The sequence below is a fragment of the Streptomyces sp. ADI96-02 genome, assembly GCF_003846185.1.
In the GTDB taxonomy this organism is placed as follows: Bacteria; Actinomycetota; Actinomycetes; order Streptomycetales; family Streptomycetaceae; genus Streptomyces.
In genome coordinates this window covers 5,755,231-5,769,801 of the sequence record NZ_ML123034.1, presented here as the reverse complement: position 1 = coordinate 5,769,801, position 14,571 = coordinate 5,755,231, and the positions used below count along the sequence as shown (strand labels likewise).

The 14,571-nt window shown below is 74.0% G+C and carries 14 protein-coding genes; 7 read left to right on the top strand and 7 right to left on the bottom strand.

Translation table 11 applies throughout. The annotated features are described in order from the left end of the window. Window positions 1-23 precede the first annotated feature (23 nt). From EES43_RS25355 to EES43_RS25345, 3 genes are all read right to left on the bottom strand, one after another. Window positions 24-314 carry a hypothetical protein gene (locus EES43_RS25355; protein WP_124272148.1) on the bottom strand — a complete coding sequence of 97 codons (291 nt, stop codon included), beginning with the start codon at window positions 312-314 and terminating at the stop codon, window positions 24-26. 245 nt (window positions 315-559) lie between these two features. Next, window positions 560-793, bottom strand: a complete 234-nt coding sequence (locus EES43_RS25350; protein WP_124270880.1) for a chaplin — start codon at window positions 791-793, stop codon at window positions 560-562. 289 nt (window positions 794-1,082) lie between these two features. Next, window positions 1,083-1,484 carry a rodlin gene (locus EES43_RS25345; RefSeq protein ID WP_124270879.1) on the bottom strand — a complete coding sequence of 134 codons (402 nt, stop codon included), beginning with the start codon at window positions 1,482-1,484 and terminating at the stop codon, window positions 1,083-1,085. A gap of 497 nt (window positions 1,485-1,981) precedes the next feature. Here EES43_RS25345 and EES43_RS25340 point away from each other — a divergent pair, with 497 nt between their 5' ends. Next, window positions 1,982-2,782 (top strand): chaplin, encoded by an 801-nt coding sequence (locus EES43_RS25340; RefSeq protein ID WP_124270878.1) that lies wholly within the window; start codon window positions 1,982-1,984, stop codon window positions 2,780-2,782. Window positions 2,783-2,885: 103 nt separating this feature from the next. Here the strand turns inward: EES43_RS25340 and EES43_RS25335 are convergent, their stop codons facing one another. Continuing rightward, entirely contained in the window at window positions 2,886-4,106 is a 1,221-nt protein-coding gene (locus EES43_RS25335; RefSeq protein ID WP_206430119.1) for an acetyl-CoA C-acetyltransferase, read from the bottom strand. Window positions 4,107-4,119: 13 nt separating this feature from the next. Beyond that, a complete protein-coding gene (locus tag EES43_RS25330; RefSeq protein ID WP_241192533.1) occupies window positions 4,120-5,127 on the bottom strand; it encodes a LysR family transcriptional regulator in 1,008 nt (335 codons plus the stop codon). A 198-nt stretch (window positions 5,128-5,325) separates the two neighbouring features. On the opposite strand from EES43_RS25330, the gene EES43_RS25325 reads away from it, so the two are divergent. From EES43_RS25325 to EES43_RS25310, 4 genes are all read left to right on the top strand, one after another. Further along, complete coding sequence (locus tag EES43_RS25325) at window positions 5,326-6,237, top strand: CoA transferase subunit A (protein WP_124272147.1); 912 nt, start codon at window positions 5,326-5,328, stop codon at window positions 6,235-6,237. After that, window positions 6,234-7,043 carry a CoA-transferase subunit beta gene (locus tag EES43_RS25320; protein ID WP_124270876.1) on the top strand — a complete coding sequence of 270 codons (810 nt, stop codon included), beginning with the start codon at window positions 6,234-6,236 and terminating at the stop codon, window positions 7,041-7,043. The genes EES43_RS25325 and EES43_RS25320 overlap by 4 nt, the downstream gene beginning before the upstream one ends. A 101-nt stretch (window positions 7,044-7,144) precedes the next feature. Continuing rightward, complete coding sequence (locus EES43_RS25315) at window positions 7,145-8,692, top strand: 3-hydroxyacyl-CoA dehydrogenase (RefSeq protein ID WP_124270875.1); 1,548 nt, start codon at window positions 7,145-7,147, stop codon at window positions 8,690-8,692. 157 nt (window positions 8,693-8,849) lie between these two features. Next, complete coding sequence (locus EES43_RS25310) at window positions 8,850-9,263, top strand: VOC family protein (RefSeq protein WP_124270874.1); 414 nt, start codon at window positions 8,850-8,852, stop codon at window positions 9,261-9,263. Here the strand turns inward: EES43_RS25310 and EES43_RS25305 are convergent. Together EES43_RS25305 and EES43_RS25300 are read right to left on the bottom strand one after the other, a co-directional pair. After that, window positions 9,182-9,943: a DUF6597 domain-containing transcriptional factor gene (locus EES43_RS25305; RefSeq protein WP_124270873.1), complete on the bottom strand. Its 762-nt coding sequence runs from the start codon at window positions 9,941-9,943 to the stop codon at window positions 9,182-9,184. The genes EES43_RS25310 and EES43_RS25305 overlap by 82 nt on opposite strands. Before the next feature lie 37 nt (window positions 9,944-9,980). Beyond that, window positions 9,981-11,240, bottom strand: coding sequence for a YihY/virulence factor BrkB family protein (locus tag EES43_RS25300; protein WP_241192532.1), 1,260 nt, complete (start codon window positions 11,238-11,240; stop codon window positions 9,981-9,983). 17 nt (window positions 11,241-11,257) lie between these two features. Here EES43_RS25300 and EES43_RS25295 point away from each other — a divergent pair, with 17 nt between their 5' ends. Next, entirely contained in the window at window positions 11,258-12,901 is a 1,644-nt protein-coding gene (locus EES43_RS25295) for an acyl-CoA dehydrogenase family protein (RefSeq protein ID WP_124270872.1), read from the top strand. A gap of 333 nt (window positions 12,902-13,234) precedes the next feature. Beyond that, complete coding sequence (locus EES43_RS25290; protein ID WP_241192531.1) at window positions 13,235-14,524, top strand: helix-turn-helix domain-containing protein; 1,290 nt, start codon at window positions 13,235-13,237, stop codon at window positions 14,522-14,524. The last annotated feature ends 47 nt before the right edge of the window (window positions 14,525-14,571 follow it).

Below are 14,571 nucleotides of genomic sequence, written 5' to 3'. Positions count from 1 at the left end.
CGAGCGGCGCCGTGCCGGGACGATCAGCGGCCGAGCGCCATTCCGCCGAGCAGCGGAGCGGCGCTCTCGGCCACACCGGTGGCCTCGCCGGCCAGCTTGCCGACGGTGCCGTCCTTCGAGACCGTCTGGGTGGTGTTGGCGACGGTGTCGACCAGCGGGTCGACGACCTGCGGCGCACTGTCCATGACCTGGTTCAGGCCGTGGTCGAGGCTGAAGACGGGGGCCGTGACGTCAGTGGCCGCGAAGGCGGGAGCAACCGTTCCGAGGGCTGCCACGGAACCGGCTACGAGGGCGGCGGTCTTCGCGTACTTCACTTTTCTGGTTCCCTTCTGCGCGGCGTCTGCTTCGGCCACGTCTCCGTGCCGCACACAAGCTTTCTTTACCTGTGACTTCTGCCGCTTTCACCCGGGATAACGAACGGGCGACGGACGGGAAACTGCACGGCGGAGAATTTCTCGAAAGCGCGAGAAGCGCGAGCGGGCAACGGAGAGGCCCCGGACGGCAGATGCCGCCCGGGGCCTCGACCGGTCCGGGCGGAAGAGCCCGGCCGGTCTTGTCGTCACGCGTTGACGCAGGTGTTCCCGAAGGACGGGTTCAGCAGACCGACGACGTTGATGGTGTTGCCACAGACGTTGAGCGGGATGTGGACCGGGATCTGAACGACGTTGCCGGACAGCACGCCCGGGGAGCCTGCGGCAAGGCCCTCGGCGCCCGCGTCGGCCATGGCCGGCGCGGCGGCGCCCATCGCCATGAGGGTTCCGGCGGCGACTGCGGCAACCTTGGTGTACTTCACTGTGCGTCCCTTTCTTCGACGGAGTCCGTCACGGTCACGGCTTTCGTGTCCGCCCGAGCAGATCCTGCATCGCTCGTGACTCCGGCGCTGCTATGCATAACGATGAACGGCCGGGATCGAAACTCCTTGAGCACCGAATTCCCGGAGGTGCGCCCGAATGACGCAACGGTCATCGGACAGTCGAGCGGGAAGGGCGGCCCGTCGGCACGGCGGCCGTCCTTCCGGAGGTGACGGGTCCGGGCCGTCCGGGGAGGAACGCCGAAGGCCCGGACCCGGGTATGCGTCCGGATCAGCCGTTGCCGGCGCCGTTGCCGGAGAGGATCGGGATGTCGTCCAGGATGTGCGACAGAGCCTCGTCACCCTTGGCCTGGGTGGAGTTCTCGGTGCACTGCTGGTTCTGCGGGGAGGACAGGACGTTGACGTCCTGGACCGTGATCGGCACGAGGCCGATGAGCGAACCGGCGTTGGCCTTCAGCGGCAGACCGACGCAGGGCTTGTTCAGGGAGCCCTGGATCAGGCCGAACTGCGGGCTCCAGTCACCGTGGGTCTCGGCGTTGCCGTAGGACTGCGAAGCGCCGTTGCCGTTGACCGAGGTCGTGCCACCGTCGTCGCCGATCGCCATGGCCTGCGTCGTGCCGAGACCGAGGATGGAGGCGGCGACAGCGCCCGTCGCCAGAACCTTCTTGATCACGATTAACCCTTCTCGTACCGGTTGCCCCGTAGCGGAGCCCCCTGATCAACTCGGCACCGGGTGTTTGGTTTCGACCATTCACCCGAATGCCGAACTCGGGGCGCGCGGAGGCACTGGGGCGCGTACGGCAGGGGCTTGTTCGCGCCTCGCTCCCCGTCCGCGTTCGTACGACCACCTGTTCGTGGAGGAAGCGCGAGGGGGCCGTCCGCGCTGTTCGCCCGATCGGCCGGACGGAAAGGGGAAGCCCCGCGCGCGGGCCCGGAACAGGCCGGTGTGCGCGTCATCCGTTCGAGTGAATGCACACTTTCCCCTCATCTCCAAGTTTCCCGTGCAGCCTTCGGTCGTTATGGCTGTCGTCCAGCGCGTATGTGTAACGACTTTTCACCATGGCTTCCTTCGGGATCCAGGGACCCGGCACAGCAGCGGCACCGCCCGAGGCTCCGTGGGCGCGAATCCCCGCGCGAAGTCCTCGCGAATGTCCTAAGGAAGGGCAAGTAATGCGACAGGTCTTGAACAGAAGCATGATCGTCATGGCGGCGGCTTCGGGCCTCCTGGCCAGCGTCGGCGGCGGCGCGGCGTACGCCGACGCCTCGGCCGAGGGCGCGGCCGTCGGTTCGCCGGGCGTCGGCTCCGGCAACGCCGTGCAGGTGCCGGTGCACGTCCCGGTCAACGTCTGCGGCAACACCGTCAATGTGATCGCCCTGCTGAACCCGGCGTTCGGCAACGCGTGCGCGAACGTCGGCTCCGGCGGCAACGGCGCAGGCGGCGGTTCGAGCGCGGCGGGCCTGGCGGCCGACTCGCCCGGTGTCCTGTCGGGCAACGCCGTCCAGGCTCCTGTGGACGTCCCGGTCAACGCGTGCGGCAACACGATCAGCGTCGTGGGCCTGCTGAACCCGGCGTTCGGCAACAGGTGCGCCAACGTGAGCGGCCCGGGTACCGACGTCCCGCCCACGGTGCCGCCCGTCGAGGAGCCCCCGGTCGAGGAGCCCCCGGTCGTGGAGCCGCCCGTCGAGGAGCCCCCGGTCGAGGAGCCGCCGGTGAACGAGCCGCCGGTCGAGGAGCCGCCCGTCAACGAGCCGCCCGTCGACGAGCCGCCCGTGGACCAGCCCCCGGTCGACGAGCCCCCGGCCAACGAGCCGCCGGCGAACGAGCCCCCCGCCACTCCCGGCTCCGGCAACCCGGGCTCGCACCTCGCCGACACCGGTGCCGCCGACCTCGGCCTCGCCGCCGGCGCCAGCGCCGCCCTGCTGCTCGGCGGTGTGGTCCTGATGCGTCGTACCCGTGGAGCGCGCGACTGACGGCGCCTCCCGCAGAACGAGGTCCGGCCGGACAGCGGGGACTGTCCGGCCGGACCTTTCGCATGGCGGGCGCACCGGCGCGGCGGGCCGCCCGCCCGCCGCGTCAGCGCGCGATGCGTTCGAAGACGGCGGCGAGGCCCTGGCCGCCGCCGATGCACATCGTCTCCAGGCCGTAGCGCGCCTCGCGGCGGTGGAGTTCGCGGGTCAGGGTGGCGAGGATGCGGGCGCCGGTGGCGCCGACCGGGTGGCCCAGCGAGATGCCCGAGCCGTTGACGTTGATCCGCTGCTCGTGGTCGGTTTCGGTCAGGCCCAGCTCACGGGTGCAGGCCAGCACTTGGGCGGCGAATGCCTCGTTCAGCTCGATGAGGTCCAGGTCGGCGAGGGTGAGACCGGCCCGGTCGAGCGCCGTGCGGGTGGCGGCCACCGGCCCGATGCCCATGGTGGCGGCGGGCACTCCGGCGCGGGCGAAGGAGACCAGGCGCACGAGCGGGGTGAGGCCGAGGCGTTCGGCGGTGCGGGCGTCGGTGACCAGGCAGGCCGCGGCGGCGTCGTTCTGGCCGCTGGCGTTCCCCGCGGTGACGGTGGCCTCCGGGTCGGACTTCGCCAGGATCGGGCGCAGGGCCGCGAGTTGTTCGGCGGTGGTCTCGGGGCGGGGGTGTTCGTCGGCGGTGACGGTCGTCTCGCCCTTGCGGGTGCGTACGGTCACGGGCACGGTCTCGGCGTCGTAGCGTCCTTCGGCGGCGGCGCGGGCGGCGCGGACCTGGGAGCGCAGGGCCAGGGCGTCCTGGTCGGCGCGGCTGACGCCGTACTCCCGGCGCAGGTTCTCCGCCGTCTCGATCATGCCTCCGGGAACCGGGTGGTTGACGCCGCCGGCGGTGACGCGGCCCCGGGCGAGGGAGTCGTGCAGTTGGAGTCCGGGGCCCTTGATGCCCCAGCGGCCGTCGTGGGTGTAGTAGGGGGCGGCGCTCATGACGTCGACGCCGCCCGCGATCACGACCTCGCTGAAGCCCGCCCGGATCTGCATCGCCGCGTCGAGGACGGCCTGGAGCCCGGAGCCGCAGCGGCGGTCGGTCTGGGAACCGGTGACGGTGGCCGGCAGCCCGGCGTCCAGGGCCGCGACCCGGCCGATGGCGGGGGCCTCGGCGGACGGGTATGCGTGGCCGAGGATCACCTCGTCGACCCGGTCGGGGTCGATTCCGGTGCGGGCGACGACCTCCGCGACGACGCGTGCGGCGAGCCCGGCCGGCGTCTGCCCGGCGAAGGCTCCGCCGAAACGGCCGATGGGGGTGCGCAGCGGTTCGCAGATGACGACGTCGAGCGGCACGGCGGGCCTTCCTTCAGGGCGACGGGGACGTTGGGGTGACCCTCGCATCCGGCGACTGAGCCGGTCCAATACCGGATGGGCTCCCGGTCGAGACGGGGGCGGTCTCAATGGGCCGGCCGCTCGGACCGCGCACGGGTGTCGGCAGGGCCTCCTCGGCGGCGTCGAGCACCGCGCGCAGGGCCGCGGACTGGTTGTCGGCGCGCCAGGCGAGGGCCGCCTGGCGGCGGACGGGCGGCCCGGCGAGGGGGCGGTAGACCAGGCCGTTCTGCTGGATGTGCTGGACGGAGGTGACGGTCAGGGTGACGCCCACACCGGCCGCGACGAGCGCCATGATCGTGTACGAGTCGGGCGCCTCCTGGACGACGCGCGGGGTGAACCCGGCGCTCTCGCACGTCTCGGTCATCGCGTCGCGCACGGTGGAGCCCGCGTTGGCGGGGAAGGAGACGAAGGCTTCGCCGGCCAGGGCGGCGAGGGGCACCGCCGCGCGGCGGGCGAGCGGGTGGTCGAAGGGCAGGGCGCAGATCAGCTCCTCCTCGTCGATCACCCGGTGGGCGATCCCCGGCCGGTTCACGGGCAGCCGGACGAAGCCGAGGTCGAGCGAGCCGTCGGCCACCCGTGACAGGGCCACGTTGGCGTAGGTCTGGCCGGTCATGACGAGTTCGAGTCCGGGGTGGGCGGCGCGGACGGCCCGGGTGAGGCGGGGCAGGGTCTCGTGGCTGGAGGCTCCGGCGAAGCCGATGGTGACCCGGCCGTACTCGCCCCGGCCCGCCGCCCTGGCCGCCCGTACGGCGGTGTCGAGGTCGTCCAGGACGGCGCGCACCGGTTCGAGGAAGGACTCCCCCGCGCCGGTCAGCCTCACCGAGCGGGTGTTGCGGCGGAACAGCTCGACGCCCAGCTCCTTCTCCAGCTGCCGGATGCGCTGGCTCAGCGGCGGCTGGGCCATCTGGAGCCGCCGGGCCGCGCGGCCGAAGTGCAGTTCCTCGGCCACGGCGACGAAGGCCGCGAGATGGCGCAGCTCCATGCGGTCCTCCCGGTGCGGCTCGGCGGTTCCGCCGTTCCAGAGCGCGGCGGTCTCGATCCGACCTTAATTCGGTATTGGACAGCCATCAATGGGCACTGAGACGCTGAGGGCTGTCCCTTGATCACTCCGCACACCGAGCCGGGGAGCGCTGTGGAACGGACGACGCCCGGACGGCACGGGCCGGACAAGGTCACCTCGATGCGGGAGGCCGTCGCCGCCTTCGTGCACGACGGGGACACGGTGAGCCTCGAAGGGTTCACCCATCTCATCCCGACCGCCGCCGGACACGAGATCATCCGGCAGGGCCGCCGGGACCTGACCGTGGTGCGGATGACGGCCGACATCGTGGTCGACCAGATGCTGGCGGCGGGCTGCGTCTCGCGGCTGGTCTCCTCCTTCGTGGGCAACTCCTCGGCCGGTTCGCTCGGCGAGCTGCGGCGGCGGATCGAGCGCGCCGATCCCGAGCCGCTGGCGTTCGAGGAGTACAGCCACTACGGGATGGTCTGCCGGTACCTCGCCGGAGCGCAGCGGCTGCCGTTCTATCCGCTGCGGTCGTACGGGGGCAGTGATCTGCCGTCCGTCAACCCGGCGCTGCGCAAGGTCCTCTCGCCGTACCCGGGCCCGGACGGGGAGGCCGAGGAGATCTACGTCGTGCCGCCGGTCAACCCGGACGTCACGGTCATCCACGCGCAGCGGGCCGACCGGCGGGGCAACACCCAGATCTGGGGGCTGACCGGCGTCCAGGCCGAGGCGGTGTTCGCGGCGTCGAGGGCCATCGTCGTCGTGGAGGAACTGGTCGACGACGACGTGGTGCGCGCGGATCCGAACCGCACCGCCGTCCCGGCGCACGCGGTCGACGCGGTCGTCGTCGCTCCGCGCGGGGCGCACCCGTCGTTCGCGCAGGGCTACTACGACCGGGACAACGCGTTCTACCGGGCCTGGCCGGAGATCAGCGGGGATCCGGCGCGGCTGCGGGAGTGGTTGGCGGAGTGGGTGTACGGCACCGCCGACCACGCGGAGTACGCGGCGAAGCTGGGTGAGGAGTTCTGGGCGGGGCTCGCGGTCGGCGAGGCGCTGAGCGGGCCGGTGGACTACGGGCGGCGGCTGTGAGCGGCACGGAAGCGGAGCGTGGGGACGGGCGGGGATCGGGGCCCGGCGCGCCGGTCACCTCCGCGGAGCTGCTGGCCGTGGTGGCCTCGCGCGAACTGGCGTCCCGGCGCGCGGTGTTCGCGGGCATCGGACTGCCGACGCTCGCGACGGAGCTGGCGCGTCTGACGGTCGCGCCGGACATCGAGGTCGTGTACGAGTCCGGCGTCTGCGGGGCGCACCCCTCCCACCTGCCGGAGACCATCGCGGACGCGGTCCTGATCACGGGTGCGGAGGCGGTGCTGCCGATGCCCGCGCTGTTCGGCTCCGTCCTCCAGGGCGGGCGGATCGACGTCGGTTTTCTCGGGGCCGCCCAGATCGACCGGTGGGGCGGTCTCAACACCTCGGTGATCGGCCGGTGGGACCGGCCGTCGGTGCGGTTGCCGGGGTCGGGCGGCGCGGTGGAGGTGATGGCCAACGCACGTGAGGTGTTCGTGGTGATGCGCCGCCACACGCCGCGTTCGTTCGCCGAGGCGCTGGACTTCTGCACCACGCCGGGACCGGAACGGGCGCTGGCCGACGGCGTCCGGCCGCTCGGCGCCGGCGTCACCCGGGTCGTCACCGAACTGGGCGTCCTGGCGCGGGACGGGGTCGGCGACGAGCTGCGGCTGGTCGCCGTGCACCCCGGCGTCACCGTCGAGCAGGTCCGGGCCGCGACCGGCTGGGACCTGCGGACGGCCGGTACGGTCGCGACGGTGGAGCCGCCCGGGGAGGCGGAGCTGCGGCTCCTGCGCGAGGAGGTCGACCCGCGGCGCGTCTACCTCCGCTGAGCCCGTCCCTCCCGTCGTCTCCGCGCCGGTCTCCGTACCGTCGACGTCCTGTCCGCCTCTCACCATCCATGTTCGTCTTCTTCGAAAGGGCGCTCACTGCCATGCGCATCAGGATCATCGGAGCCGGGGCCATGGGCCGCGGCATCGCCCAGTGGGCGGCGAGTGCCGGGCACACCGTGGAGCTGGCGGACGTGCGGGCCGAAGCGGTGAGCGACGCCGTGGACTTCGTCGCCGCCATGCTGGACCGGGCGGTCGCCAAGGGCCGGTCGACCGCCGCCGAGCGGGACGCGGCGGTGGCCCGCGTGGTGCCGCTGGCCGATCCGTGGGCGGCGGGGCCGGAGGTGGAGCTGGTCGTCGAGGCGGTGCGGGAGGACCTGGGCACCAAGGCCGAGGTGTTCGGGAGGCTGGAGCGGGCGCTGCCCGCCTCCGCCGTGTTCGCGACGAACACCTCGTCCCTGTCGGTGACCCGGATCGCCGCGACGCTCCAGGACCCCTCGCGCCTGGCCGGGCTGCACTTCTTCAATCCGGTGCCGCTGATGCGGATCGTGGAGGTGGTGCCGGGCGCGGCGACCCGGCCGGAGATCCCGGGCGTGCTCACCGCGCTGGTGGAGAGCTGCGGGCACCGGGCGGTGACGGTCGCCGACACCCCCGGTTTCCTGGTCAACCACGCCGGGCGGGGCCTGGTGACGGAGGCGCTCGCGCTGCTGGAGGAGTCGGTGGCCGGCGTGGCGGACATCGACCGCGTCGCCCGGGACGTACTGGGCCTGCGGATGGGCCCGTTCGAGCTGATGGACCTGACCGGGCTGGACGTGACGGCCGCGGTGATCGACGCGATCTGGGAGGGCTTCCGCTACGAGGACCGGCTCCGGCCCTCGTACCTCACCGCGAACCGGGTGGCGGCCGGGCTCCTCGGGCGCAAGACGGGCCGGGGCTGGTACGCGTACGGGGAGGGGGCCGAGGGGCCCGCGCCGGAGGCGGCGGTGACCGGGGACGGCGAACGGCCGGTGTTCCTGGCGGGCGGTACGGCGGCGACCGCTCCGTACGAGGAGGCCCTGCGCGACGCCCTGTCGGCGGCGGGCGTCCGGCTGGAGCGGGGCTCCGCTCCGTCGCCGGATGCCGTGGTGCTGGTTCCGGTCTGGGGGACGGCGGCGTCCGGGGCGGTCGGGCGGGACGGGCTGCCGCCCGAGCGCACCCTCGGGGTGGAGGTGCTGCCGGCCGCCGGGCGGCGGCGCGTTCTGGCGGTGACGGCGGCGACGGCTCCGCGGGCGGCCCGGGACGCGCGGGCGGTGCTGGCGCGGGCCGCCGCGGGCGAGGAGCCGTACGCCGTGTCGGTGGTGCGGGACACGGCGGGGACGGTCGCCCAGCGGCTGCTCTCCTCCATCGTCTCGGTCGGCGCGTCGATCGCGGAGCGTTCCCTGGCCGCGCCGGGCGACATCGACGCGGCGGTGACCACCGGGCTCGGCTATCCGGCCGGTCCGCTGGCGTGGGGCGAGCGGATCGGGGCGGCCCGGCTGCTGGACCTCCAGCGCGCCCTGCACGCCACGACGGGCGACCAGCGCTACCGCCCGACGCGGTGGGTCGCCGAGCGGGCCGCGCTGGGCCTGGCGCTGACGGAGCCGGGTGTCTCCCCGGGCGACTGCCTGGGCTGACGGCGGACGGCCGTTCCGTGGACCGCGGCGGACGGCCGTTCCGTGGACCGCGGCGGACGGCCGTTCGGTGGACCGCGGCGGACGGCCGTTCCGGCGGTCTCGGCGGATGACCGTTTCGTACAAGACGGCCGCCGCCGCGCGTTCCTACGGTGGTCCCATGACTCCACGACTCGACGCGATCAGCATCATCACGGCGGACCTGGCCGCCTCGCTCGCCTTCTACCGCCGACTCGGCCTCGACATCCCCGCCGGCGCGGAATCCGCTCCCCATGTCGAAGCGGCGCTGCCGGGCGGTGGTCGCCTGCTGTGGGACACCGAGGAGGTCATCGCCTCCTTCGACCCGGGGTGGCGGCGGCCGGCGGGCGGTGAGCGGCTGGGCCTGGCGTTCGCCTGCGACGGTCCGCAGGAGGTGGACGCGCTCTACGCGGAGCTGACCGCCGCCGGGTATCCGGGGCACCTGGAGCCCTGGGACGCGGTGTGGGGGCAGCGCTACGCGGTCGTACGGGACCCGGACGGCTGCGGGGTGTCGCTGTTCGCACCGGCCGCGGCGTCCTCGCCGGGCGCGAAGTAGGCACCGAGCGTCGTCCCGGCCAGGTCGCGCATCTCGCGGGCGAGGTGCGCCTGGTCGGCGCAGCCCGCGACGGCGGCGGCCTCGGCGTACGGCAGTCCGGAGCGGACGAGGGCGAGGGCCCGCTGGAGCCGCAGCACCCGGGCCAGGGTCTTGGGCCCGTAGCCGAAGGCCGCGAGGGAGCGGCGGTGCAGTTGGCGGGGGCCGAGTCCGACCTGCGCTGCGGTCTGCCCGACGGTCCTGCCGCGCCGCAGCCCGTCGGCGACGGCGGCGGTGAGCGGGTCCGGCGGCGCGGTCTCGGCGGCCCGGTCCAGGGCGAGGCGTTCCAGGGCGGCGGCGGGGTCGGCGGCCCGGTCGATCCGCTCGGTGAGCCTGCGGACGAGGCCGCCGGGCCACAGCGCGGCGAGCTCCACCCGGTCGTCGCGCAGTTCGTGGGCCGGTACGCCGAGGAGGGCGGGTGCGGTGCCGGGCGCGAAGCGGATGGCCGCGCTGGGGCCGCGGTCGGAGGGGGCGACCCGGAAGGCGCGGGTGTCGGGGCCGGCGACGACGATCCGGCCACCGGTCCAGATCAGGTCCATGCAGCCGTCGGGCAGCACGGTGCGGGCGGGCCGCGCCGACGGGGTCCAGGTCCAGACGACGGCCCCGTCGAACCGTGATGGACGCTCCTCGTACCCCTGGCGCACGTCTACGACGACAGGGCCCCGCGACGACACGGGCAGGTCAGGGGGAGAACGGCGACGAGCCGTCGCGCGGGCGGCCGGAGTGCTTCGCGTGGCGGGGGCCCTTGGGCTGCTCGGGCTCCTTCGCGGACCGGTCCGCGTCCTTGGTGTCCTTCGCGTCCTTCGCGTCCTTCGCGTCCCTGGGTTCCTTCTCCCAGGTCGCGTGGAGCCGGGACTTCACGTCGTCGGGCGGCAGGAAGCGGGACCAGCGCTCCGGGAACTCGGAGGGCATGTCGGCCGGGTCGTCGTCCTCGTCGTCGTCCGTTCCGGCCGAGCGGGTCCGGGCGACGAACTCGGCGGCCTGCGCGGCCCGGACGCGCTCGGTGGCCTCGCGGGCGGCGGCGGTGGCGAGCGAGGGCCAGACGTGGTCGATGGCCGCGTTGACGGCGGCGCCGACCAGGACCGCGAAGGCGGAGATGCCGATCCAGAGGAGGACGGCGATGGGGGCCGCCAGGGAGCCGTAGATCGTGGGGCCTTCGACCGTGCTGGTCAGGTAGATCCGGAGCAGGAAACTGCCGAGCACCCACATCGCCAGCGCCACGAGCGCTCCGGGCACGTCCTCGATCCACGGGGAGCGCACCGGGACGGAGACGTGGTACAGCGTGGTGAGGAAGGCGATGGTCAGGACTATGACCACCGGCCAGTACAGGACGGCTATGACCTCGGTGCCCCAGGGCACGAACTCGACGACCCGGTCGGGTCCGACGACGAGCAGCGGCAGCACCACCGCGCCGAGCAGCAGGGCGATCACGTAGAGCAGGAAGGCGAGCAGCCGTGTCTTGACGATGCCGCGGTGGCCGTCGAGCCCGTACATGACGGTGATGGTGTCGATGAAGACGTTCACCGCGCGGGATCCGGACCACAGGGCGATCGCGAACCCGATCGAGATGACGTCGGGGCGGGCGCCGGCCGTCACGTCGTCCAGCAGCGGTTTGGCGAAGTCGTTGACCCCGCGCTGGGAGAGCACCGTCTGGGAGGCGCTGAGGATGTTGCGTTCGATGGAGGCGACGGTGGTGGTGGCCGTCCACTCGTCGACGTAGCCGAGCAGGCCGATCAGTCCGAGCAGCAGCGGCGGCAGGGAGAGCAGGGTGAAGAACGCCGCCTCGGCCGCGAGTCCGAGGATGCGGTACTCGACGCACGAGTTGACGGTGTCCTTGAGCAACTGCCACGCCATCTGCCGCTTGGAGACGTTGCGGTAGAGGACTCGGGCCCGGTGGAGCCGGCCCGATGGCCGCTCGGGTGTTTCCTTTGCTGCCTGCACCTCCTTACCGTATCGGCATGGCAGCCACCACCCACACAGTGACCAATCAGGTTCCGCCGCTGGTCGGCTACGACGTCTTCACCGCCGACCGGGCCCTGTCCGAGGCCGTCGAGCGGCACGTCGGGCCGGACGTCCTGCCCGCGGCCCTGGAGGAGCTCGGCGAGCTCGGCCGGTCCGCGGGCTCCGCGCAGGCCCAGGAGTGGGGGGCGCAGGCGAACGCGCATCCGCCGGTACTGCGCACCCATGACCGCTACGGGCACCGCATCGACGAAGTGGAGTTCCATCCGTCCTGGCACCGGCTGCTCGGCCACGCCGTCTCGGCCGGTCTGACCGACGCCTGGGGCCGCCCCTCGGGCCATGTGCGGCGCGCGGCCGGTTTCCTGGTCTGGACGCAGGCCGAGGCGGGGCACGGGTGCCCGCTGTCGATGACGCACGCCGCCGTGCCCGCGCTGCGGACCGACCCGGCGCTGGCCGCCGAGTGGGAGCCGCTGCTGACCTCGCACGTGTACGAGGAGGGGCTGCGGCCGGCGGGACGGAAGGCCGGGGTGCTCTTCGGGATGGGCATGACGGAGAAGCAGGGCGGCACCGACGTGCGGTCCAACACGACGCGCGCCGAGGCCGTCCCGGGCGACGGCGAGGGGGCGTACCTGCTCACCGGGCACAAGTGGTTCTGCTCGGCGCCGATGTCCGACGGCTTCCTGGTGCTGGCGCAGGCGCCGGGCGGGCTGAGCTGCTTCCTGGTGCCGCGGGTGCTGCCGGACGGCACGCGCAACGTGTTCGCGATCCAGCGGCTCAAGGACAAGCTGGGCAACCGGTCCAACGCGTCCGGCGAGATCGAGTTCGACGGGACGTGGGCCCGCCGGGTCGGCGAGGAGGGGCGCGGGGTGCGCACCATCATCGAGATGGTGGCGGCCACCCGGCTCGACTGCGTGGTGGGTTCGGCGGCGCTGATGCGGCAGGCGGTGGCACAGGCGGTCCACCACAGCGCCCACCGCAGCGTGTTCGGCGGGCCGCTGATCGACAAGCCGCTGATGCGCAACGTGCTGGCCGACCTGGCGCTGGAGTCGGAGGCGGCGACGGTCCTGGCGCTGCGGCTGGCCGCCGCGTACGACGCGGACACCGAGGAGGAGCGGGCCTTCCTGCGGCTCGCCGTGCCCGCCGCGAAGTACTGGGTGACCAAGCGGTGCACCCCGGTGGTCGGGGAGGCGCTGGAGTGCCTGGGCGGCAACGGGTACGTGGAGGAGTCGGGCATGCCGCGGCTGCTGCGCGAGGCGCCGCTCAACTCCATCTGGGAGGGCTCGGGCAACGTGCAGGCGCTGGACGTGCTCCGCGCCCTGCAACGGGAGCCGCGGGCGCTGGACGCGTTCCTGCGGGAGGTCGGCAGGGCGCGCGGGGCCGATCACCGGCTGGACGCGGCGATCAAGGATCTGCTGACCGAGCTGGCCGATCTGGCGGGCGTGGAGGGGCGGGCCCGACGGCTGGCGGAGCGGGTCGCGCTGGTGCTCCAGGGGTCGCTGCTGGTGCGCTGGGCGCCGCCGGAGGTGGCCGACGCGTTCTGCGCCTCGCGGCTGGGCGGCGATGGGGGCGCGGCGTTCGGGACGCTGCCGCACACGCTGGATCTGGCCTCGGTGGTGGAACGGGCGCGGCCGGCGGTCTTCTAGGGGACCGGCGGCCTCCCGGGAGGACCGGCGGACTCCGGGAGAAGAGGCGGTCTCCGGGGCGGGAGGCGATGGAGGGTGGTGCTGCGCCGACACGGCACCACCCTCCCCGCTGGTGCTGCACCGTCCGCCGGACACGGGCCCGGCGTACGGTGTCCTGCCACTCTCGTACGGTCCGGTGGAGCCCCGCCAGAGTTGCAGGGGGTTGCAACGGTGGGGAAACCGCACGTCGGGCGGACGGGGCGGCGGCAGAATGATGTGATGGACCCGGGGACCGGCGGCCAGGAGTGGTGGGCCGCAGGACCCGGAAGCGTTCGGGGGGGAACGGGGGGGACCATGACCGAGTCGCGTGCTGCCGGGATGGTGCGGGTGGTCGGCCGGGAGGCGGACCGGGCGACCCGGCTGCTCCACCGGGCGCGGGAGGCCCGGCTGTCCGGCGAACGGGCCTCCGTCGTGCCGCGGGCGGAGATCGACGCCTCCTGGAACCGGGCGGCGCGCAGCGGCGTCGATCCCGAGCAGTCGCCGGAGAGCGAGCTGCTGGGCGCGGACGAGATCGAACACCGGCGGCGCGGCACGGTGCTCGGCGAGGTGATGCCGCTGCTGCGGGCCGGGCTGGCGTCCATCGCCGACGCCTCGCAGCAGATCATGGTCGTCACGGACGGGGAGGGCCGGGTGCTGTGGCGGCAGGGCGACGCCGGGGTGCTGCGGCGGGCGCACGGCATCTGCCTGGAGGAGGGGGCCGCCTGGAGCGAGACGGCGACCGGCACGAACGCGATCGGCACGGCGCTGGCCACCCGCGCCCCCGTCCAGGTTCACTCGGCCGAGCACTTCGTCCGGGCGCTGCACGACTGGACGTGCGCGGCGGCTCCGGTCCGCGATCCGCGGGACGGGCGTCTGGTGGGCATCGTGGACGTCAGCGGTCCGGCGTCGACCTTCCACCCGGCGACCCTGGCCCTGGTGGACTCCGTCGCCCGGCTGGCCGAGGCCGAGATCCGCACCCGCCATCTGGCGGCGATCGAGCGGCTGCGTTCGGTGGCCGCGCCGATCCTGTGCCGGCTGGAGGGCCGGGCGCTGGCGGTGGACGCGCACGGCCGGCTGGCCGCGGTGACCGGGATGCCGCCGGTGGACCGGCTGCCGCTGCCGAAGTCGCTGCGGCCCGGCCCGGTGTGGCTGCCCTCGCTCGGCATGTGCCGGGTGGAGCCGCTGCCCGGGGGCTGGCTGGTGCGGGTGGCGGACGGCGGGGGCGAGGGACCGCCGCGCCGGGTGGAGCTCGACCTGAGCCGGCCGCGGGCGCTCGCCGTACGTCTGACCGGGCCGCTGGGCGCCTGTACGCAGCCCCTCTCGCCGCGCCACGCGGAGCTGCTGTACGCGCTGGCGGTGCACCGCGAGGGGCGTACGGCGTCCGAGCTGGCGCGGGACCTGTTCGGGGACGCGACCCGCACGGTGACGGTGCGGGCCGAGGTCTCCCGGCTGCGGCGGCATCTGGCGGAGGTGCTCGCCCACCGCCCGTACCGCTTCGGCGACGGGGTGGAGGTGGAGGTGGTCCATCCGGAGCACCCGGCCGACCTGCTGCCCTGGTCCACGGCCCCGGTGGTCACGGCGTCGCGGGCGGCGGCGGAGCCCTGACCGCGGCTGTGGGGGCGGCGTGGGCGGGGCGGGGCCGGGCGGGGCGG